Origin of the sequence: Streptococcus suis (assembly GCF_046032515.1) — a bacterium.
Lineage (GTDB): Bacteria > Bacillota > Bacilli > Lactobacillales > Streptococcaceae > Streptococcus > Streptococcus suis_AL.
In genome coordinates this window covers 1-20,647 of the sequence record NZ_JARQPJ010000032.1, presented here as the reverse complement: position 1 = coordinate 20,647, position 20,647 = coordinate 1, and the positions used below count along the sequence as shown (strand labels likewise).

The 20,647-nt window shown below is 36.0% G+C and carries 12 protein-coding genes and 3 pseudogenes; 11 read left to right on the top strand and 4 right to left on the bottom strand.

Translation table 11 applies throughout. From position 1 onward, the window contains the following. Positions 1–174: 174 nt before the first annotated feature. Positions 175–525: pseudogene (locus tag P7J49_RS10970) on the bottom strand (transposase); the annotation flags it as partial. Positions 526–595: 70 nt separating this feature from the next. Between P7J49_RS10970 and P7J49_RS10965 the strand changes: the two are divergent. The 7 genes and pseudogenes from P7J49_RS10965 to P7J49_RS10935 all read left to right on the top strand — a co-directional run. Next, positions 596–1,070: pseudogene (locus P7J49_RS10965) on the top strand (transposase); the annotation flags it as partial. Between the two features lie 167 nt (positions 1,071–1,237). After that, a pseudogene (locus tag P7J49_RS10960) lies at positions 1,238–1,841 on the top strand (IS3 family transposase); the annotation flags it as partial. 148 nt (positions 1,842–1,989) lie between these two features. Continuing rightward, positions 1,990–3,585, top strand: coding sequence for a SpaH/EbpB family LPXTG-anchored major pilin (locus P7J49_RS10955; RefSeq protein WP_044687906.1), 1,596 nt, complete (start codon positions 1,990–1,992; stop codon positions 3,583–3,585). Between the two features lie 176 nt (positions 3,586–3,761). Next, positions 3,762–4,700: a collagen binding domain-containing protein gene (locus P7J49_RS10950; RefSeq protein ID WP_044687908.1), complete on the top strand. Its 939-nt coding sequence runs from the start codon at positions 3,762–3,764 to the stop codon at positions 4,698–4,700. Positions 4,701–4,735: 35 nt separating this feature from the next. After that, positions 4,736–5,632, top strand: a complete 897-nt coding sequence (locus P7J49_RS10945) for a class C sortase (protein WP_029998316.1) — start codon at positions 4,736–4,738, stop codon at positions 5,630–5,632. Continuing rightward, positions 5,595–6,467: a class C sortase gene (locus P7J49_RS10940; protein ID WP_024380450.1), complete on the top strand. Its 873-nt coding sequence runs from the start codon at positions 5,595–5,597 to the stop codon at positions 6,465–6,467. The genes P7J49_RS10945 and P7J49_RS10940 overlap by 38 nt, the downstream gene beginning before the upstream one ends. 65 nt (positions 6,468–6,532) lie before the next feature. Next, positions 6,533–13,783, top strand: coding sequence for a SpaA isopeptide-forming pilin-related protein (locus P7J49_RS10935; RefSeq protein WP_408570684.1), 7,251 nt, complete (start codon positions 6,533–6,535; stop codon positions 13,781–13,783). A 295-nt stretch (positions 13,784–14,078) separates the two neighbouring features. On the opposite strand, the gene P7J49_RS10930 is transcribed toward P7J49_RS10935, so the two are convergent. The 3 genes from P7J49_RS10930 to P7J49_RS10920 all read right to left on the bottom strand — a co-directional run bounded on the left by P7J49_RS10930 (position 14,079) and on the right by P7J49_RS10920 (position 17,052). Continuing rightward, positions 14,079–14,885, bottom strand: coding sequence for an IS982 family transposase (locus P7J49_RS10930; RefSeq protein WP_408570683.1), 807 nt, complete (start codon positions 14,883–14,885; stop codon positions 14,079–14,081). An 87-nt stretch (positions 14,886–14,972) separates the two neighbouring features. After that, a complete protein-coding gene (locus tag P7J49_RS10925; RefSeq protein ID WP_408570682.1) occupies positions 14,973–16,343 on the bottom strand; it encodes a sensor histidine kinase in 1,371 nt (456 codons plus the stop codon). Between the two features lie 10 nt (positions 16,344–16,353). Then, on the bottom strand, positions 16,354–17,052 hold the full coding sequence (locus P7J49_RS10920) for a response regulator transcription factor (protein ID WP_408570681.1): 699 nt from the start codon (positions 17,050–17,052) through the stop codon (positions 16,354–16,356). A 202-nt stretch (positions 17,053–17,254) separates the two neighbouring features. Between P7J49_RS10920 and P7J49_RS10915 the strand changes: the two genes are divergently transcribed. The 4 genes from P7J49_RS10915 to P7J49_RS10900 all read left to right on the top strand — a co-directional run bounded on the left by P7J49_RS10915 (position 17,255) and on the right by P7J49_RS10900 (position 20,102). Further along, positions 17,255–17,425, top strand: coding sequence for a lacticin 481 family lantibiotic (locus tag P7J49_RS10915; protein WP_050572218.1), 171 nt, complete (start codon positions 17,255–17,257; stop codon positions 17,423–17,425). A 280-nt stretch (positions 17,426–17,705) separates the two neighbouring features. Next, positions 17,706–18,614 carry an ABC transporter ATP-binding protein gene (locus tag P7J49_RS10910; protein ID WP_044675520.1) on the top strand — a complete coding sequence of 303 codons (909 nt, stop codon included), beginning with the start codon at positions 17,706–17,708 and terminating at the stop codon, positions 18,612–18,614. A 1-nt stretch (position 18,615) separates the two neighbouring features. Next, a complete protein-coding gene (locus tag P7J49_RS10905; RefSeq protein ID WP_044675522.1) occupies positions 18,616–19,371 on the top strand; it encodes an ABC transporter permease in 756 nt (251 codons plus the stop codon). Then, a complete protein-coding gene (locus P7J49_RS10900) occupies positions 19,368–20,102 on the top strand; it encodes an ABC transporter permease (protein WP_408570680.1) in 735 nt (244 codons plus the stop codon). Before P7J49_RS10905 ends, P7J49_RS10900 begins: the two co-directional genes overlap by 4 nt. The last annotated feature ends 545 nt before the right edge of the window (positions 20,103–20,647 follow it).

The window sequence follows — 20,647 nt, the reverse complement described above, 5'->3', positions numbered from 1 at the left end:
TGGGACTTTTTGTATATACTTAAAAAGGCTCCATAATCTCCACGGTGGTTTTACCCACTACAGAAATTATAGAGCCTGAAAAGCCTTGGAGACAAGGCTTTTTGCTTTTGGGTGGGGTAGTATCAGAGTGAGAAAATTTCGGCTCTTTGTCAACGGTAGTGGGTAGACGAAAAGCTAACACCTAGAGAGGACGAAATTCGTTCTCTCTTTTTCAATATTCAAAGTGATGTAAATCTTAGTTTTAAAGTTCTTAAAGTTCCTAAAGCCGAACGCTTGTCTCTTGATGTCTTTTATGAGTTTATTGGTCGCTTCTAGCTTAGCGTTGAAATATGGAAGCTCCATGGCGTTCGTGATGTACGTTTTATACTTTAGAAAAGTTTTAAAAACAGTTTTAAAGGCAGGATTGACTATGTTCAGGTTGCCCTTTAGAATCTCGAAGAAATAGTTCGAGTTCTTCTCTTGGAAATGGAAGAGGAGGATCTGGTGGAGTTCGTAATAGAATTTCAGTTCATCTGAGAAATTCAATGCGAACAGGTTACACTAAACTAGACAGAAGAATAAAGTGTTCTACACTAAAGAAAAGAGGAGAACAGATATGTCTAGAAAAATTCGCCGTCATTTCACAGATGAGTTTAAACAACTCTTGTTGATCTTCACAATGCAGGTATGAAGCGAAGCGAGATTATCAAAGAGTATGACCTGACCCCGTCTAGCTTTGACAAGTGGGTTAAACAAGCAAGAACAACTGGTTCCTTCAAAACTGTTGATAATCTGACAGATGAACAGCGTGAGTTGATGGAACTCAGAAAACGAAATAAAGAGCTTGAAATGCAGGTTGATATCCTAAAGCAAGCTGCAGTGATTATGGCACGAAAAGGGAACTAATCACTGCTAACAAGGACAAATACAGCATTTCAGCCATGTGTCAATGCTTGAACATTCCTCGTTTCAGCTATTACTACAAAGCTGTAGTGCCAGTATCTGAGGCACAACTTGAAGAAATGGTGAAGCGTATTTTTCTTGACAATAAGTCCAGATACGGCGCTAGGAAGATAAAAAAATGTCTGGAAGGAGGCTGGGCAAAAAGACCAACCTCGCTTCTCAGGGGTCGTGTCAACATCTCAGCGCAGTGGTTGATTGGCAGATTTGTTCGTGTTTTACACCCCAAATCTGACCTAATCAACTGTGCGGGGGCGGGAAGACGAACTCTTTTTTTGATCAGTCGAGTTCTTTCCCGCTCCCTCGCCGGCGGATTTGTCGCATCATGAAGAGATTGAATTTACCATAAGGCTACCTTCAAACCGCATGCTAAAGGGAAGAATGAAGCACCCATTCCAAACCTCCTAGCCAGACAATTTAAGCAAGAAAAGCCACTTGAAGCTCTTGTGACAGACTTGACTTATGTCCGTATTGGTAAGCGTTGGGCTTACGTTTGCTTGAACATTGACCTCTTCAACCGTGAAATCATTGGCCTATCCCTTGGTTGGCACAAGACTGCTGACTTGGTCAAAGAAGCCATTCAAAACATTCCCTACGCTCTGACCAAAGCCAATCTCTTCCATTCTGATCGTGGTAAGGAGTTTGATAATGCCCTGATTGATGAGATGTTAGAAGCCTTTGGCATCACACGTTCGCTGAGTCAAGCGAGTTTTCCTTATGACAATGCGGTAGCTGAGAGTACCTATCGCTCCTTCAAACTGGAGTTTATCAACCAAGAAACCTTCCGCTCTCTGGAAGAATTAACCCTTAAAACTAAGGATTATGTCCACTGGTGGAATCACCATCGCATCCACAGCACTCTTAATTACCAAACACCCATGACTAAAAGAGCAATCGTTTAACAAAAATACTTTATAAATTTTGTACAGAAAAACGTTTTTTTTCAAGGAGTCCTATTGAATTCGGGGGGGGGGGTGATATAATAAAAAGTGGTATCATACTATTCATGATAGCCAGCTTCAGTTATATTAAAACATTAAGGAGTAAGTAATGAAAAGATTAACGAAAGTTTTTTCAGCTTTAGCCAGCTTAATCTTGGTTTTAGCTCCTGTTGTTGCCAATGCTGATGTTGATACAACTCCAGCACAAACAACGGTTGCAATCCATAAGTTGATTTCTAAAGATGAACGAACAATTAAAAACCCAGACGGTTCTGCTCTAACCGATGAACAGTTGAAAAACCAACTTGGTGATGTTGAACCAATGAAGGGGGTTAAGTTCCAATGGTTCAAGGTTAATGATACTGATACTGTCGAGGCTCTCAGTAAATTGAGTTTGGCTAAGTTGAAAGAAACATACACTACTACAGGTATCACACCTGCGACAGATGATTTGGGTACAACAACGTTTACTGTAAATAAAGCTGATTATGGACTATACTGGGTAGTTGAATTGGCAAATGATGGTAGCGAAGCATCAAAAAAAATGCAAGTAGCTTCTACAGTTCCAATGCTTATCACATTGCCATTTGGTACTGAAAGTGGATATTTGGATACTGTAAATGTTTATCCAAAGAACAAAGTAGAAACACCAACACCAGGTAAAGACGTTACTACACTTGGTAACAATGACTCAGGTACAAAGGTTGGTGATACTGTAAAATGGTTCCTTAAAGGTACTATTCCAGTAGATATCAAAAACTACACTACCTACACTTTCAATGATACATTGTCACAAGAACTCGATTACAGTGAAGTTAAAGGTGTGAGAATCAATGGTTCAACTGAATCATTTGTAGCTGATACAGACTATACTGTTAACTACGAACAAAATAGCCGTAAATTAACTGTTGCTTTGACTGAATCCGGTATCGCAAAAGTAGCTAAATACCGTGAAGATAATGCAGATGCGAATTTTGTCGGTTCAAATGCAATTGCTGATGCTACAGATGGTGCTTTTGTAGTTGTTGAACTTGATACTGTTTTGAATGAAAAAGCGGTACCAGGTAAAGCTATCGAAAATGAAACAACAATTACATATGATAATCCATATAACCAGGATGGTCAACCAAAAGAAACACCACCATCAGATCGACCTGAAGCTCATGAAGGTGGAAAACGTTTCGTCAAAGTTGATGCTAAAGATAAAACTAAAAAGCTTGCAGGTGCAGAGTTTGAGCTTTATTCAGATTCTAGTGCAACACAGGCTGTTGTTTGGACACAAAAAATGATTGATGCCAACAAAGCTGAAACCGACAATGCTGCAAAATTCAAAAATGTTGCTGTCGGTCAAGCTGTAGTACTTGTATCAGGTGCTGATGGTACATTTGATATTCAAGGTTTGGCTTATGGAGCTGAGGGAGATAAAAATGATGCAGCTTCAAGCACTTACTACTTGAAAGAAACAAAAGCACCTTCAGGATACACACTTCCAGTGAATAACGTATTTTCATTTGAAGTAAACAAAACAAGCTACCTCAAAGATCCTACAGCAACGGACTTGGTACCTTCTGAAGCAAAAGAAGTAGAAAACAAGAAAACGCCTGAGCTTCCAATGACAGGTGGTATCGGTGCTGCATTGTTCATCATAGCAGGTCTTGCATTGATGGCATTTGCTGGATACAAGATGAAGCAACGCAACGCTTAAGAAAAAAATAAGAAGTATAACTTGAAGCTAGGAGAAAGAATTTATTCTTTCTTCATTAGGAGGGGGAACCTTACTGTTCCCCCTCCTAATGAAGTAAGAATAATAGTGTGAAAAGGCAACACTTTTCATTCAGTGTTGTAGCCTTGAGTGAAACGAAAGGAATGAATTAAATATATATGAATCTATCTAAATATGTTCAACGATTTTGTCTACTCATAGTTGTAGTCTTGTCCTTGGTAGGTTTCAGTTCGACAGTTATTCAAGCTGATGAGGCTAGACAGTTGGTAATTCGAGGATCGGAAGCAACTGCTGGGGTAGTCTATAAACTATGGTATGTATCTGATGAGCTATATCCTATTAGCCGTGATAGAATGGCGGAACTAAATGAATCTCTTATGGATTTATCCGTTCAAGACTTAGACAAGCGTTATATCAGGGCTGTACAGTCAACTCCTAGTGACGATAATGGAGAGGTTGTCGTGCAAAACCTAAAAGAGGGAGTCTACTATATTCGTGATGATTCTGAACGAGATTGGAAGTACACACCATTTGTTATTAACTTTCCATTTGATAATAAGTCTACAGAAAATGTAGTCATAGCTAAAAAATGGCCAGATAATGGAAGTATATTACTAACGAAGTGGGGATTTGATGATAAAAATGAAAACAATCCTCGGCTTTTAGATAAAGTTGACTTTCAGCTTTATCGTGTTGGAGATTTAAGACCTCTGAGATTTAATCAGCATGGCCAGTTATCGACAGATACAAATGATCGTGATACTTTGACGACAGATCAAAATGGTCAAATTTATGTTCAGAATTTACCATTGGGTGAGTATTACTTCAAAGAAACAAAGGCACATTTGGGTTATTTATTGCTGAATAATAACATTTCGGTATCAGTTACCGGAAAAAGTGTCGTTAAAGTTGTTGTTAAAAATTATAGAGAAACACCACCGCCAAGTAATCCGAGACGGCCTTGGCTCCCAAAAACGGGTGAAGTGAGGTTGATCATTGGGGGAGTTGGCTTCATTTTAATATTAGTGGCAGTTTGCTTTGCACATCGTTCAAAAAAAGCTGAATCAGCTAGAATAAGTGAAAATGATATTTTATAATAAACTACAATAGGAAGGGTTTTACTTAGTAAAGGATGGATAAGAAATTTAAAAGAGTAGGACACAAAAAATCAAATCGAGGTTTCATTATAATTTTTATCGTTGGGCTACTCTTATTTGGATATCCTTTGTCTGGTCAAATAATATCCTTTTATCAAGCATATCAAAGTATTGGTACTTATGAGAAGGAGCTTGCTAAAATTGAACCTGAGGAAATTAAAAAGCGCATGGAGCTTGCTAGAGCCTATAACTCCTCTTTGATTAGTACCTCATCGACCATTAGCTACCAAGATCCTTTCACAAAAGAACAAAAGGATGAAGGGGTGGCAGCCTATGCAAAAATGCTTGAAATACATGAACAGATTGGCTACATAACCATTCCACGTATTTCTCAGGAGCTTCCCATCTATGCTGGGACGCAAGAAGTTGTTCTGCAAAAAGGAGTTGGACATTTAGAAGGGAGTTCTTTGCCTGTTGGGGGAAAAAACACTCACGCTGTTCTAACTGGACATAGAGGGCTACCAAATTCCAGACTATTTACCGATTTAGATAAGGTAAAAGAAGGGAATAAGTTTTATATACATGTGCTCGATAAAGTATTGGCATACCAAGTCGATCAGATAAAAGTTGTTGAGCCTAGTGATGTGTCTCAAATTGAAATTGTAGAAGGCAGAGATTATGTCACACTTATTACCTGTACACCTTATATGATAAACAGTCATCGTATGTTGGTCCGAGGTCATAGGATCCCTTATGTTGCTAAAGAAGAAAAAACAGAATTAAATAAAGGTCGTAAAGTAGTCATTATCATTATCTTGGGAATAGTTCTACTATTCATACTAATTTTAGTTTACTTATACCGAAAAGTAAAAGGTAAAAAGTCATTAGAGAAAAATGAAGCAGCAAAAAAAGAAACTATCAAAAAGATCTAAGAGGAAAAATTCCTTTCTAATCATTGGTCTGTTTTTTCTAGGTTTTGTTATCGCACTATATCCTATTAGTGCTCAAATATATAATATATATCTACAGCATCAAAAAATTACTACCTTTGAAAAAAAAATAAAAGAACTTACCCCAGAAGTTATCTCTAGACGTATGAAGCTAGCCAACATTTACAACGAGTCTCTGGTAGGGGGCACCCAGCTTGATGTATCTGACCCATTTATCGCTTTACAAAAAGAAGCGCGTGATGAGTATGCAAGGATGCTAGAAGTTGAGGAAATGATAGGTAGCATTTCAATACCAAAGATAGATGTTGAATTACCCATCTATGCTGGAACTAGCGAGGATATCTTACAACGGGGTGCGGGTCATCTAGAAGGTTCTTCCTTGCCTGTCGGTGGGAAAAGTACACGGGCTGTTATTACAGCACATAGAGGTCTACCGCAGGCACGGCTATTTACAGAATTAAATAAGCTCAAGAAAAATGATGTTTTTTATATTACTAACATCAAGGAAACTTTAGCGTATAAGGTAGAGAGTATCCAAGTCATTGAACCGGATGAAGTATCTGCTTTATCTATTCAAGAAGGTAGAGATTTAGTAACTTTGCTAAGTTGTACACCCTATATGATAAACAGTCATCGATTGTTAGTAACAGGACATCGCATTGCTTATAATGATAAAAATGCTAAAAAAGAAAGAAAAAATGCTGAGACTAACTTATTACTAAAGATTATTATCATTATTTCAATTATTTTCATCTTACTTTTCCTAGTATATCGTTATTTTAGAAAAAAATTAGATTTTAAAAAATGGAAAAATTAAAGGTGTTTAAATCATGGAAGGAGACAAGAGTGTTAAAGAGATTGAATTTATTTAGTAGATATTTTATGCTACTAATATTGCTGGCAGCTAATACTTTAATCCCCTTGGCTAGTATGAAGGTTGTAAAAGCTGACGACATAGCTACTACCAGGGAATTAAAAATTATAAAAGACAATGTGGAATTGACTGCAGAGGGGGCACAGCCAGCATCACTCAAGGTTAATCAAGAAGCAACTTTTACGATTGAGCGACCAGAGTCAGTTGTTCAAGATGTTGATATCGAACTTCCAGATGGGATAAACTATCAAGTCGAGCAAAGTGTATCAGCAAATCAAGCTTTACTCGCTGAAGAAAGGTTTGAGGGTAGTGAGACTGTCAATGTAAGAACTCTTATTGAAGAAAAGACAAAAGATGCTACTACACAAAGTTCTTTTTTGAGATTACATTTTCAAAATAATCAAAAGAAAATAAGAGTTGTTTTAGTTTCAGATAGAAAATTTGAAGCACAACTGATTGCTACAACATCAAATACTCAGCCTGTAAATCTTGACGAGATCAGTGATTCTGAAAAGATTCAGAGCTTTCCAGCTCATTTGGTAGTCACTGGGGATAATCCAGAGACTTTTAGCTCAGATAGTGAAACAGGCCAAACTACCGCTAGTGAGGAAACACAAGGAGAGCCAAACCAGTCAGATTCAAGTACAGAAGGAACTTCAAGTTCAGAGAATATAAATGAGCAGACAACACCTACGGAGAATTCCATTAGTGAAGGTACTACAGAAAGCCCAAGTCAGCCAGATTCAAATAAAGAAGAGATATTTAGTACAGATAATGAAACAGCTCAGACTACTACAGGTGAGGAACCACAAGTAGAATCAAACCAATCAGAGGCAACTGAAGATACTCAAGAAAATTCGACTGAGGAAACTAGTAGTACAATTTTTCCAAGTCTATTTGCTATTAACGGCATCTTTCCTAATTTAGCAACTAGTCTATTTGCTGTACCAAGTACGCTTTCGGCCTCTATTGGGGATGAACGTGTGATTTCTGACCCTAATGCCGAGGGAGTAACAGGGTATATTGAGGCAGAGCGTCCAACGATTAAGTCTGGAGAGACCGGGATTTTTAAGTTATACGTCAAGGCCTCTGGAGCAATAGAAGGAACTGTAAATAATGTTAAGGTAACAATTAAGTTACCGGAAAATACAACTTACTATCAACTATCTTCAGATTTAGGTCGCATGACAATTGCTGGGGTACAGCCTGTCTTAAGTAGTGATAAAAAGACCTTAATATGGACGATTCCACGACTAACTACAGGTCAAATCTATTCCACCGAGCTACAAATCAACTCGACTAATGGTGTCATTCCAAATGGAGATTTGATGGCTGTACAAGCTGTTGTGGAGGCTGATGGAAAAGTGGTCTATAATAGTGGAACAGACGTATATACTGTTGTGGAATCTAGTAAGCCTGATTTGACCGTTACAAAGCAGTACCTAGGTAAAAATGGCGATGCATCTCAGTCGGTCTCACCAGGGGACGTGGTTCAGTGGAAAGTCAAAGCAACGGTTTCGATTGCTAATACCGGGGGACAGTATCTCAAGCCAGGTGAAACTATCACGATAAAAGATGACAATCCAAGTGGCCTTACCTTCGTTGGAGATTCAAGTAAGAAGTTTACAGCACCAAGTATAGATCAGCAAAAAAATAACTTAGCTACAAAAGGTTATTTGTGGTCAGATGAAGTCATATTTTCTACAAAAGCACCAAATACAAGTGGCGCAATATTTAAAAATACGGCGACTGGGACAGCAACGACCAATTTCAATGAAACCATTTCAACTAAATCTAATGAAGTGAATGGAATAGTAGCTTCTCCATCAAGTCCGTTACCGCCAAGTAATGGAACATATGTTTATGGTTTTAATAGAGGACCATCAAACGGTAATGGTGGGTTAGGAGATCTTTCTAATGCCAATCCTAATCCCACAGTTGAAAATAGCCCATCCACAAAACTTAGCTTTACCATGATGTATATGCCAACAATATTGGCAAATAGAACCTATTATAATAATTTAACATACGGTGGTTATCAGGGCATTGCAACTAATTCTCGAAATAATCGTACTACACCAGTAAATATATCAATCGTATGGAACCAAGGGACGCATCCTAGACGAGTGGCAGAGATTACTGTGAACGGTACAAAATATACATTCTATGACAATGCTGGAAATAATCGAGTTAATAGTGATCAAACAAATGATGCCTATATCTACTATGACCAGTCATCTGCTAAATTTTATTTTAAACTTAACGGGAACCAGGTTTGGATTCCTATCACAGAGACAACTACGATTGGTACCCCACCAACATTAGTATCTAGTGGACAACGAGAGGTTATGGGGACACCGTCAAGACCAAGTTGGTGGACAGAAAATCCAGGTTACGGGGATTATAATCCATTTAAGAATGATTACCGCTATGTAGGGATTCATAGGGACGTGGATGATAATTTGGAACTTAGTGAGATTAAACCGACACTTGGGACTTTCTTTGCTTATTCTAATGTTAATGGGCAAGTTCAGGGTGGGAAGATTTCAGGTGGAACTTCTACCAACTACCCTACTTTGACAGTCAAAATGACTCTCAAAGATGGAACAACTAAAACAAAAGTTTTCAAACCAGGTGAGTATCCTATTACTTACACAGAACCATGGGGGACTATTACCAGTGGTGGACAAGGACTAAGGTTCAACCATACGACACTTACACGGTCTGATCTTGGCCTAGCTGCCACAGACCATGTTAAGTCATATGAGGTTATATGGGGGAAAGAAGATAACTCAGAAATCCTTAATGCCGGGTTTGCAGCTCAAGTCATCGATACCTATACGATCAATCCAAACTTGAACAATAGCAAGCCACAATATGTGAAAAATCAATCCTATACTTTTGGTCGCATAGCGATGGTTAATTTTGATGAGTCAGGTGCTAGAAATATTGATTTTGTCCGTTACCCATCCATTGGTCAAACCTACAAACAGGGGACATGGCAAGAAGATAAATACATTAAAACAGAATACGGTCCTCGTACAGCATTTATAGCAGCCAAAAATAACACTCCAGCGATGGCTACGATAACGCCAGAACTTCTGACTAGAGATGGGAATATCGTAACCAAACCAGGTGCCAATCGCCTTAAAGTAACTTTCCGGAATGTAGATAGTTCAAATCGAGCAATGGATCAATCACTAGTTGCTTCAACGCTTCTTCCAAAAGGAGTAACAGTAGACAAGTCAAAACCGAACTGGACCTACAGTCAGTCTAAAGGTACTGTAAAAAAAATCATTGATAACTTCAATGGAACAGGACGTCAGTTGATTGTTTATGAGTGGGAAGGTGATGGTGATAAACAACTCAAGCCAGGGAAGTACATGACCTATGAAGTTAACGTTACTGTATCTGAAAGTGCGTCATCATTATTGGAAATAGACGCTTATGGTTCTACAAGTACTCCTCTAAAAGCAGGTAGTAATAGTGATTTGCAGATAGACAATAATGACTATAACCAAAATGGATCAACAACTGACCAGGTTGTTCACGGATTAGCACGTTATAATTTTGTTAGTAATGATACACTCATCTTGAATAAGGCAGTTAAAGGTAACCTTGATTCGGATTATAGTAAAATGGGACATGCAGACTTGTCGGGTCGCGTGTTATACCGTCTAAATATTTCTAATACCTCAGGTAATGCTATTAGTAGAATGGCTTTTATAGACATTCTGCCAACAGTAGGTGACTTAACTGTTGTTAGTAACAAAGCTCGTGACAGTAAATTTGGTTTGACAATGACAGGGCCAATTGATTTACCAGCAGCTTGGGATGGGAAAGTCGATGTATACTATAGCACGTCCACTAATCCAAAACGTGATGACATCTATAATGTTGCCTATTATTCTGATCAGTCACAAAAACCAAGTAATCCAGGTGATGCAACAGATCCAAACTGGATGTTAGCTGATAGAGTGACTGATTGGTCAACTATACATAGTTTTAAGATGGTCTTGAAAGATGGTGTTGCATCCATACCTTCGGGGCAAGATGTCTTTATAACGATGCAGGCGCCAGCTGAAGTAGATGCTAACATACTTAATCCTGAAACTAGTGAAGAATCAGCAAAAGCAGCATGGAACTCTTTTGCAGGAACAATCAATAACCTCAAAGTTGTTGAACCAGAGCGTGTCGGTCTTGTCCTTCGTAAGGAAATTTCAAATACAAGCTTTAGAATTCGCAAATATAACAATGAGTGGGGGCGCGCTGAGGGAGCCACGTTCCAGTTGTTGAAGGATAATACTCCAGTATCCTTTACCGATAAAAATGGTAATACTGTTACGGAAGTCACTACCGACGCTTCAGGAGATGCCTATATTGGTAATTTACCGCTACCACTGACTGGTACAGAAACTTACAAACTTAAAGAAACAAAAGCTCCAAACGGCTATAGACTACCAACTGAAGATTGGACATTGACGATAGATAGCAATGGTGCTATTAGCATGGCAGAGTCTAAGGATGATTATCAGGGTGTGGTTAGTCGCAGTGATGCTCCAAATATTCCAGCTATAAATCTCGTTCCAGGACAAGAACTGTCTGAAGTATGGATCCGTAACACAGACAATACTGTACCTCTTCGGATTCGTAAGAGAGAGTTAGCAACTGGATCAGGAACGAAGTGGCTATCTGGTGCAGAGTTTTCACTATATGACAGTGCAGATAACCTTGTAACCATTAAGAATGAGAAAGGTGAGAATGTTACATCTGTAACAACAGGTGTCATCACTGACCAAGCTAATCATAGAAGTCAAGGGATAGCCTATATTGGAAATATTCCAATTCCAACTTCAGGAACAGTTACCTATAAACTACGTGAGGTTACTGCTCCACCAGGCTATCAAAAACTTGATGGCGACATTGTTTTGCAATTAGATAGTAATGGTAAATTCACGACTGTATCGAAACCTTCGGCCGTAAATACCGGTTGGGCCAACCCAGGTCAAGATTTTGAGTCCATCGGAGTAAAAAACGATAATCGAATTTACACTGTTGATGTTTCAGATGCAAAAAAAGTAACGGTTAGGTTTGATAAAACTGTACTTGGAAGTGGTCAAAGTCTACCAGGCGCTACCTTAGCACTTTATAAAGGATATGATACGTCTAATGAGGCTAATCGTATTGCCACTTGGACTTCAACAGGGGAAATTCATGCTGAAGAATTGGATTATGGCACTTACACCTTAGTGGAGTTATCTGCACCAGATGGATATATGATTGCTGCACCAATAAAATTCGAAGTTAAGGCCTCTGAAAATGCGTCTGATGGTGACTCAGTAATAGAAGTTACTTCTGACATTAAGGTTCGAAGCCGTGATAACCTAGTCCAAAATACGACACCTAATCACAAACGTAAAGTCTTGAGACAATATATTGAAGGGTATTCAAATCAATATAAAAATGTTTATTGTTTTATGACTCCAAATGTTATGTGGCCTAATGACGGCTTGACTGGTAATCCTTATAAACATCTTTACGGAACAATTGAGAATCTTAATAAATTCTTGCCAGCTACTGCTCTTTTTCGAGGAGAGGAACTTCGTAAACGATTATTAGGTGTAGTTTACCTTGGTTTTCCAAGTGATGCTACAGGGATTCAAGAAAAATATAACCTATCAGATGAATCGTTTAACTTTGTTACACAGATGGCGATATGGCATTTTACATCTGGGTTGGAAAACTTCTTGGGTTGGGGAGTGACTCCTGATGAAAACAAGGCTTATTTAGAATTGGTAAAAGAAGCTCCGAATCATACGTTCCCCGAAGGAACAACTTTAGACCTCTATGTACCAACATCTACTAACCCTGGAAGCATACCAACTCAAACGGTTATTGCTGCTCACTTTACTAAAGAAGATGACCATCTTATTGAGATGGTAAATAAGAAAGTCTTTAATATCCGTGTTAAGAAAACTGATCTGTATAACACTAAGACCCTAGCAGGTGCTAGATTTACCCTTTTCAGAAAATCTGGTGCTAGCTTGATTCAAGTAGCAGAAGGGGTAACAGATGGAAATGGCTACATAACATTTGAGAATATAGCGCTACCAGTACTCTTGAAAACTGACTTTGAGTTACACTATGTTTTACGAGAAACACAATCTCCTGCTGGTTACACATCTTTCGGACGGGATATTGAGTTCATCATAGACGACATCGGTGGTGTCAAATTAGCTGCAGATTACAACACAGTTGATGCTAATGGTCAGACAGTTAGCACAGTAGAGCTTATTCACAGTGAAGCTACACCTACAGCTGAGATTCGAGTAGCAGACAAAAACACAGTTCCACTTTATATTACAAAACAAGGCGATGGCTGGCTATCGGGTGCAGTGTTCTCTCTCTATGATAGTTCGGATAATCCTGTGACGATAAAAAACAAGGACGGAGAAGATGTTACGTCTGTAACAACAGATGTCCTAGTTGACTCAAATGGTAAAACAGCTAGAGGTATAGCCTATATTGGTAATATTCCGATACCAACTTCAGGAGTTGTCGAGTATAAACTACGGGAAATGAAAGCACCTGATGGCTATCAAAAACTTGATAGAGACATTATCTTACAACTAGATTCATCAGGTAGATTTACAGTGAAGTCAGTTCCGCAAGGTTCTGGGGGAGCCTATTACAATCCTGGACAGACTTGGGGTGCGATTGGTGTCGAAGCGAATGTGCCAATACTAAGGATAAATGTTATAAATAAGCGTTTGTTGAATTTGAAACTTCATAAAGTTGATGCTAGCGATACTCAAAAAGCACTTTCAGGAGCTAAGTTTAAGATTGCTGATAGTGAAGAAAACGCTAGAGCAGGCAAGTTTATCCGTCGTTATGTTAGTGATACCTGGGAGGGGATGGTTGTGCCATCTGATGCAAGATGGTCTGATTCAGAAAACGCCCATGATATCGAAGTGACAACAGATGAACAAGGGAATGCACAGTTTGATAATTTATTATCAGGTATGGATTATTGGCTTGTAGAGACACAGGCTCCAAAAGGATATATGAAGTTATTGGCTCCTGTGAAAGCGGAGAAAGAGTCGGCTACTAACGATGTCATTAGTAAAGAAATTACAAATAGTAAAACGCCTACTCTTCCAGCCACTGGAGGAATTGGTATTGCAGTTTTCCTTGTAATAGGTATCACTATTATGGGAATTGCTCTTTATCTTGCTAGACATTTGTCACAAAAGCGTTGAACTGACAGCTCCTGTCAATACAGACAATAACAGATAACGGCTCTATAATTTGTGGCTCTTTGTCAACTGTAGTGGGTTGTAACCGCCCAATAAAATTAAGAGAGCATGTAAATAGAAAAAGGTTCCAGAGTCGACAGGACTTTGGAGCCTTTTTCAATATACTTTGTTATTGGGCGGTTACGAATAAACAGTAAAACAGGAGTTTTAAACGAACCCCTGTTTTTTCATTTCCTCTAAAGAGTACTAAGTCAAGCTTAATAAGGAAACATATTATTTTACCCATTGTGCTAGTTAATCAAGCGTAAGCAAGGGAATATTTTAAACTGATACCGAATTCAGCATGACTGCTTTTAAGCAAAAGGGAATAGATAAGTAATATTGCCTCTGTCTTAAATTTGAGCGCCTGAATGTTTCGGCAACGTAAAGCCTCCATTCCAAACTGCTCTAAACTAGAAAATACAGTCTCCACTGGTTTCCTCAATCGACTTATTTTGTAATTTTCTAGCCATGAATAACCCATCATGTTTTTTCTGAGTTGAGAAATTAACTGGATACCACAGTCTGCCAACGCTGCCTTTGTCTGTCTATCCACATATCCTTTATCTCCATAAACGATTGGAAATGGGCTATTTTCAAGTAGCTCCAAAGCAACATCGCCATCATAAATAGATGCGGGTGTGACAACATAATCAATAGGAAACCCACTATCGCTGACAAGAACTGAAAATTTCAAGCCATAATAATGGATTTTCTTAGTCGCATTATAGCCAATATCAGCTACCTCTGATAACAATGTAGCTCTCATGTTGCGAATGGGGTGACATAGGGCACAAGGAAAGCTGTCAATCAAGCCGAACGAGCAGGTTTGACAAAGATCTAAGACCATAAAATAGCGCATACGCTGAATACTTTGAGCAAGATTTTGACAGATACGGCAAAATCGAGAGCGTTCTGGGAAGTTGTCAGAGAAGAGATTATGACGAATGGCACGGTAAATAGCACTTGCCGTCCTGCAACCCTCTTGAATTGCCCGAAGATAACTAGCGATAACAAGGACATCAGACTGTTTTTGTAGGTGGATGTTTCGCCGATTTCGAAACAATTTTGTTAATCAATCAGTGAGATATTCTGTGACGTTTGCAATTATTGTCGAATATAAAATAGAATGGTACTTTATCTGCCATGGCTACTAATAATTATCATGTTCTAGAGGTAAATTAATAATAACTTTAAAGAATTGATTCTCTTTACTTTCCACTTTAAAAGTTCCCTCATGAACTTCAATAATTTGTTTTGAGATTTTTAATCCCATACCGTGTCGTCTAATTCCTGAGATGTCAAATTCTTCAATGATTTTATTACTATCATAAATTGATAATAGTTTATCATTTGCTATGCCGATGCCATCATCCTCAATTGTAATTATTAAAAAATCTTTATCTCTGTGTAGACTAATATTCACATTACAGCCCTCAGGATTATGGAGAATAGAGTTATAGATAATATTATGAACTACACGTGAAATTAAGTTTTTTTCAATTGAGATTTTACTATTTTGAAGTTCATCATCAAATTCAAATGAAAAATTTATATTTTCCCAAACTTCTTGATTTATTATTTGTATAATGATCTCCTTGAAGAATGGAATTATTTTGACTGATTCTAATTTCAGAGTGAACTGGCTATTAGTTAATCTGGCAAAAATATTTAAGTCATTTACAGTATTTTGAATATAATAACTCTCATTAAGTATGGAACGTAAACGTCTTAATTGATTTTTATCCACTGTATCAGATCTAATAAGAGAAGCATTTGAAGTAATGACGGAAAGAGGGGTTTTTATATCATGTGCGATACCAGAAATCCAATTTTCTTTAAAAAGTTCAGCTTCTTTTAGTTTTTTGTCAGCAATATTTATAGCTTCCGTTAATTGTTTTAGCTCATCTTGAGTTGAAACAGAACCACTAAGCCCTTCTGGTAATTTTTTAATCGCTAAAACTAAAGGAGTAATCTTACGTTGGACTAATCTAGTACTGTAGGTATAAATAATTAATAGATACAGACAATTTATTCCAAGTAGAAAAAAAGCTAAAATAAATAAGCTATGAAGGTCGGATTTTTCATAATAATCGAAAGGAAATCTAAAAACTCTATCTTTTGAAAATCCAAAAACAAGGATCTTATTATTAACAATTTGTACGAATACGGGGTAATCATTTAAATAATAACGTGTAAACTTAGCGACGTCAGCTAGGTTATATTGTGTCGGGACTTCACTTGGCTTTTTATATTCATAGATTTCCTCGCCACTATCAGAGTCTAAAATCATAATCCATACCTCTTTAGAATTAGCTAATTTTTTCCCAAAGTTAGATAATTTGGCAGAATTAGAACTGATATCAAGTTGTTTGACTAGATTATTCACTGTGTCCATCACATTAGTTTGATTTGCTTGACTAAAAACAAAAAATCCTAGAATAAAAACGTTTATTATGGACATGACTATGATTGAAACAATAAAACGTCTAATAAATTGTGTTATTACACGTAGTTTAAACATGTACAAGCTCCTATACCATTAGTTTATAGCCGAGTCCTTTAACAGTAATTAAGTATTGTGGCTTTGAAGGGTTAAGTTCGATTTTTTCTCTGATATTTCTGATATGGACCATTAAAGACTTTTCATATCCAAAACTATCAATGCCCCATACGGTATCACAAATCGCCTCTGTAGATACAATATAGTTTTTATTATCATATAATTTCCGAACGATTTGAATTTCTATTGGGGTTAAAGAAAGTTTTTCATTATTTTTTTCAACAATAGCATTTCCTAAATTAATAATGCAATTATCTAATTTAATAATGTTACTATCTTCTTTGTACGACCGACGGAGAAGCGAAATTATGCGATAAATGAGAATTTTAGGAAGGAAAGGCTTAGTCACGAAATCATCTCCTCCAGATTGTAACCCTTGAATTTCATCTTCAGGTTCATTTTTTGCTGTTAGAAAAAGAATTGGAATATCAGAATTTTTTCTTACGTATTTTGATAGTAAATATCCTTTCCCATCTGGAAGCATGACATCTAATATAATCAAATCAATAGAATTATTAATAAAAGACTCTATTCCTTCACTGATGCTGTATGCACTATATATTTTTTTGAAACCAGAAACTGATAGTATCTCCCTTATTGAATTGTTTAACGCAATATCATCATCAACAATCAATATTTTTCTAGTTAAAAAAGGCGTTTCTATATCCATAAGCTCTCCTAGTAAAATATTTTGAATTTTCCATATCTATATTTATAGTATATCAAAAATTTCAAGTAAAAAGTAAGTCCACTAAAATCTTTAGGATTTCTTAAAGTGAATTTTAATATTTCTTTATCTTGTACTTATAAAATGTAACTGTAACAAGATAAAGATGCTTGATATTGATTTACTTTAAACGAGGAGAATAGCTATGAAATCAACAAATAATCAAAGTATCGCAGAAATCGCAGCAGTAAATGCACTACAAGAAGTAAGTATGGAGGAACTCGACCAAATTATTGGTGCTGGAAACGGAGTAGTACTTACTCTTACTCACGAATGTAACCTAGCAACTTGGACTAAAAAACTAAAATGTTGTTAATCATTTAAATAGAAAAATTTTACTTAAGCACTCAAGTATTTTTATCTGTTACATATTAAGTTGTGTTAATTAACTTAATTGTAAGTCACCACTTGGATATTGTGAACTATGTTGGTAGTGTTATCTTTATAAATGATGAAACAGGTGAGGTCATTAAATCCACTCACGAGGATTTAAAAAAGAATAACTTGGACTACAAGAAATTTATTTGTAATAAAAGTGTCTAGTACTTTAGTGTTGGCATTAACAAAAATTTAAAACGAAAGGAATGGATTATACAATGACAGAAGTAATAAAACTAAAAAAATTGAAGAAAAATTTTAAAGGAGTAGCATCAGTTGATTTAGAAAGACTTACAGTTAGAAAAGGGGAAATTTATGGTTTCCTTGGTCCTAATGGTGCAGGAAAAACTACGACAATGAAGATGATTCTATCATTAATTGAACCTACTTCTGGTTCAATTGAAGTAATGAACGCTCCAATTAACAAATCAAACGATTACCTAAAATATATAGGGTCAATGATTGAAGAACCTTCATACTATCCAAATTTAACAGGTTATGAAAATCTATTAGTTTTTCAAAAAATGTTAGGTTTTAAAGAAGAGAATATTTTAAAAACACTTGAACTTGTGGGATTATCAGAAGAAAAAAATAGAAAAAAATTAGTAAAAGCCTACTCTTTGGGTATGAAACAGCGTTTAGCCCTAGCATTTGCTTTAGTAAAAGAACCTCAGATATTATTATTGGATGAACCAACAAATGGATTAGATCCCTCTGGTATTCATGAGATACGTGAATTGATTATTCGTTTGGCTAAAGAGGCAGGACTAACAATTTTCATTTCTAGTCATATTCTATCTGAAATTGAGCAGATTGCTGATAGAGTTGGAATTATAAATCATGGGAGATTAGTATACGAGGGAGAAATTGAAAAAATAAATGCTAATAATTGGGTAGAGATTGAAGGAAAATTTGACATTGAAAAATTAAAAAATCTTTTTGGTGATAGTTTTAGTAATAGAAAAGTAGAATATACTGCAAAACTTATTAAAATCTGGAATGCTAATAACGAGCAAATCGCTAATATAGTCCGTTCCTTGGTTGAACTAGACTTTCCAATTTTTCGTGTAGAACATAGAAAAGAAAATCTCGAAGATATATTTTTAGAATTAACTAAGGAGTTATAAAATGGTTAATGCTTTACAAATAGAATTATTGAAAAGTCGTAGGACAAAATCGTTTATTATTACAATATTCCTCATGTTAATTGGATTCTTGTGGAATACAGTTAGTACTGGTAGTGAAATCAATTCAGTAAGTTATGACGGAGTTAGTGTACTATTTAATAATCAAACAATGAATAGCTTTTTTCTTCCTATAGCTATTAGTATTTTCACTAGTCGTATAGTTTCTAATGAACTTGAAGGACAGACTTTTAAGCTACAGGAAGCAAACGGAACTACATTAACTAAAATTTTTTACAGTAAATTAATTTTATCAACTGTTTTCTTTTTTATATTAGCTATTTTAGAAACAGTAGCAACGAATGTATTTGCAATGGTTAACGGAGTAAGTGTCCCTTTAACAATTACTATTCTTCAAATTTTAGGACAACTCTTGTCAAGTTTCAGTCTCATTTGCTTTTATTTAACTTTCGCAATGTTTACTGATAAACAAGGCTTATTGTTATCATCAGGTTTTATAGGTGGATTTATAGGTTTAATATTAGCATCCAAATCTACAATATTGTGGACATTCGCTATACCATGGGTTGGCTGTGCTTATTTATCTCCTTACAAATTTACCCTAATAAATAATTCAAGCTATCTTTATAAATTTGACCAATCAATATACTTTAGACTCTTAATATATTTAATTTATTGTTTACTGTTATATCTTATTGTAAGAAGTATATTCTTGAAGAAAGAGAGACAAAGAAAATGAGGCATTATATTTCAGCTGAATGGAAAAAGCTGAATAAAATTCAGCTTTTAATAATTGGTGTTGTTTTTGTAGCATTATCAAGTTTTATTGGCTTAGGTACCTATTTTGCTAATCAATCAGTTTTAATTGATGGTACACAGGATAAAGTGATGTGGGGACAATTAACTTTCTATTATACTCAAATTCTTTATCCTCCAACGCTCGCAATTTTTATAGCAATATCTTTAATTCAAGAGTTTGAAAGAAAAAATTTGGAAATGTTATGTTCAAATGCAGTATCTATCAAAAAGTTACTGATAAGCAAGCTATTTACCGTTACTGCATTAGTCATTCCAATTCAATTCCTCGTACTAATTGTTTATATTGTAGCTTTAAAAGTAGCTAATGTTGAACTCTCTTCTTTTGTCCTATTAACTTTAAAATGGACACTTTTATCTATTTTGAGCTCTTTATCAATTTTATGCATACAAGCGTTTGCCTATGCTAAAACTAGAAGTTTTGGTCAATCAATTGGCATTTCAGCTTTAGGCGCTATGGGCGGGTTCGTCTTATTGTTTTTGAATGAAAACTTAAATAAATTTTACCCATATTCTCAACCTATGATAGCATTGAGAAGTAGAGCTTTAGAAGATTTTTCACTATTAGAACTTACTATTTTTATCTTTGTTAATTTTTTGTTTAGTGTAATTTTTTACAGATTAACATGTTATAAATTAGAAAAAAGAGGATAATGTAATTATGTAACTGTCTTAAATTAGACCAATTAATTGATAAATAAAATTTAGTATCTAATTGTTGTTATCTAACAATATACATGTCGCTCGCATGATAGTTAATGCTAGTCGAAAGAGCATTCCTTGTGCGATAACGTTCTAAACGATATAAGCTTTACTAATTCTCAGTCTTACTATCAGTATAAATAAGAATTGTTTCAGTTTTCTCGCTGTATCAATTACAATAAGGCGTTTTCTACTTCGTGAGTTTATTATTTTCTATTACTTTGCTAAATCGGTTTACGTTTTTTCAATTGCGGTCTAGATATTATTGTTTTGTCATTTAGATTGCCTCTAGTTTTTTGTAGTGTAATCAAGTAGTTATAGGATGTTATGAATATATGTTCTAAAATGAATCAATATTTTATAGACAATATGTAAAGACCCCCAGTTGAGAATTCGTGGATTTACCTGTACACTAGAATAAAAAAAACAATCAACTTCTAACAGGAATTACCACACTCAATTGGAGGTCTTATATGTTTCATTTTACCACACTTTTC

Coding starts and splice junctions, on each gene's coding strand:
- P7J49_RS10955 (WP_044687906.1), top strand. CDS start 1,990: ATGAAAAGATTAACGAAAGTTTTTTCAGCTTTAGCCAGCTTAATCTTG.
- P7J49_RS10950 (WP_044687908.1), top strand. CDS start 3,762: ATGAATCTATCTAAATATGTTCAACGATTTTGTCTACTCATAGTTGTA.
- P7J49_RS10945 (WP_029998316.1), top strand. CDS start 4,736: ATGGATAAGAAATTTAAAAGAGTAGGACACAAAAAATCAAATCGAGGT.
- P7J49_RS10940 (WP_024380450.1), top strand. CDS start 5,595: ATGAAGCAGCAAAAAAAGAAACTATCAAAAAGATCTAAGAGGAAAAAT.
- P7J49_RS10935 (WP_408570684.1), top strand. CDS start 6,533: ATGCTACTAATATTGCTGGCAGCTAATACTTTAATCCCCTTGGCTAGT.
- P7J49_RS10925 (WP_408570682.1), bottom strand. CDS start 16,343: ATGTTTAAACTACGTGTAATAACACAATTTATTAGACGTTTTATTGTT.
- P7J49_RS10920 (WP_408570681.1), bottom strand. CDS start 17,052: ATGGATATAGAAACGCCTTTTTTAACTAGAAAAATATTGATTGTTGAT.
- P7J49_RS10915 (WP_050572218.1), top strand. CDS start 17,255: ATGAAATCAACAAATAATCAAAGTATCGCAGAAATCGCAGCAGTAAAT.
- P7J49_RS10910 (WP_044675520.1), top strand. CDS start 17,706: ATGACAGAAGTAATAAAACTAAAAAAATTGAAGAAAAATTTTAAAGGA.
- P7J49_RS10905 (WP_044675522.1), top strand. CDS start 18,616: ATGGTTAATGCTTTACAAATAGAATTATTGAAAAGTCGTAGGACAAAA.
- P7J49_RS10900 (WP_408570680.1), top strand. CDS start 19,368: ATGAGGCATTATATTTCAGCTGAATGGAAAAAGCTGAATAAAATTCAG.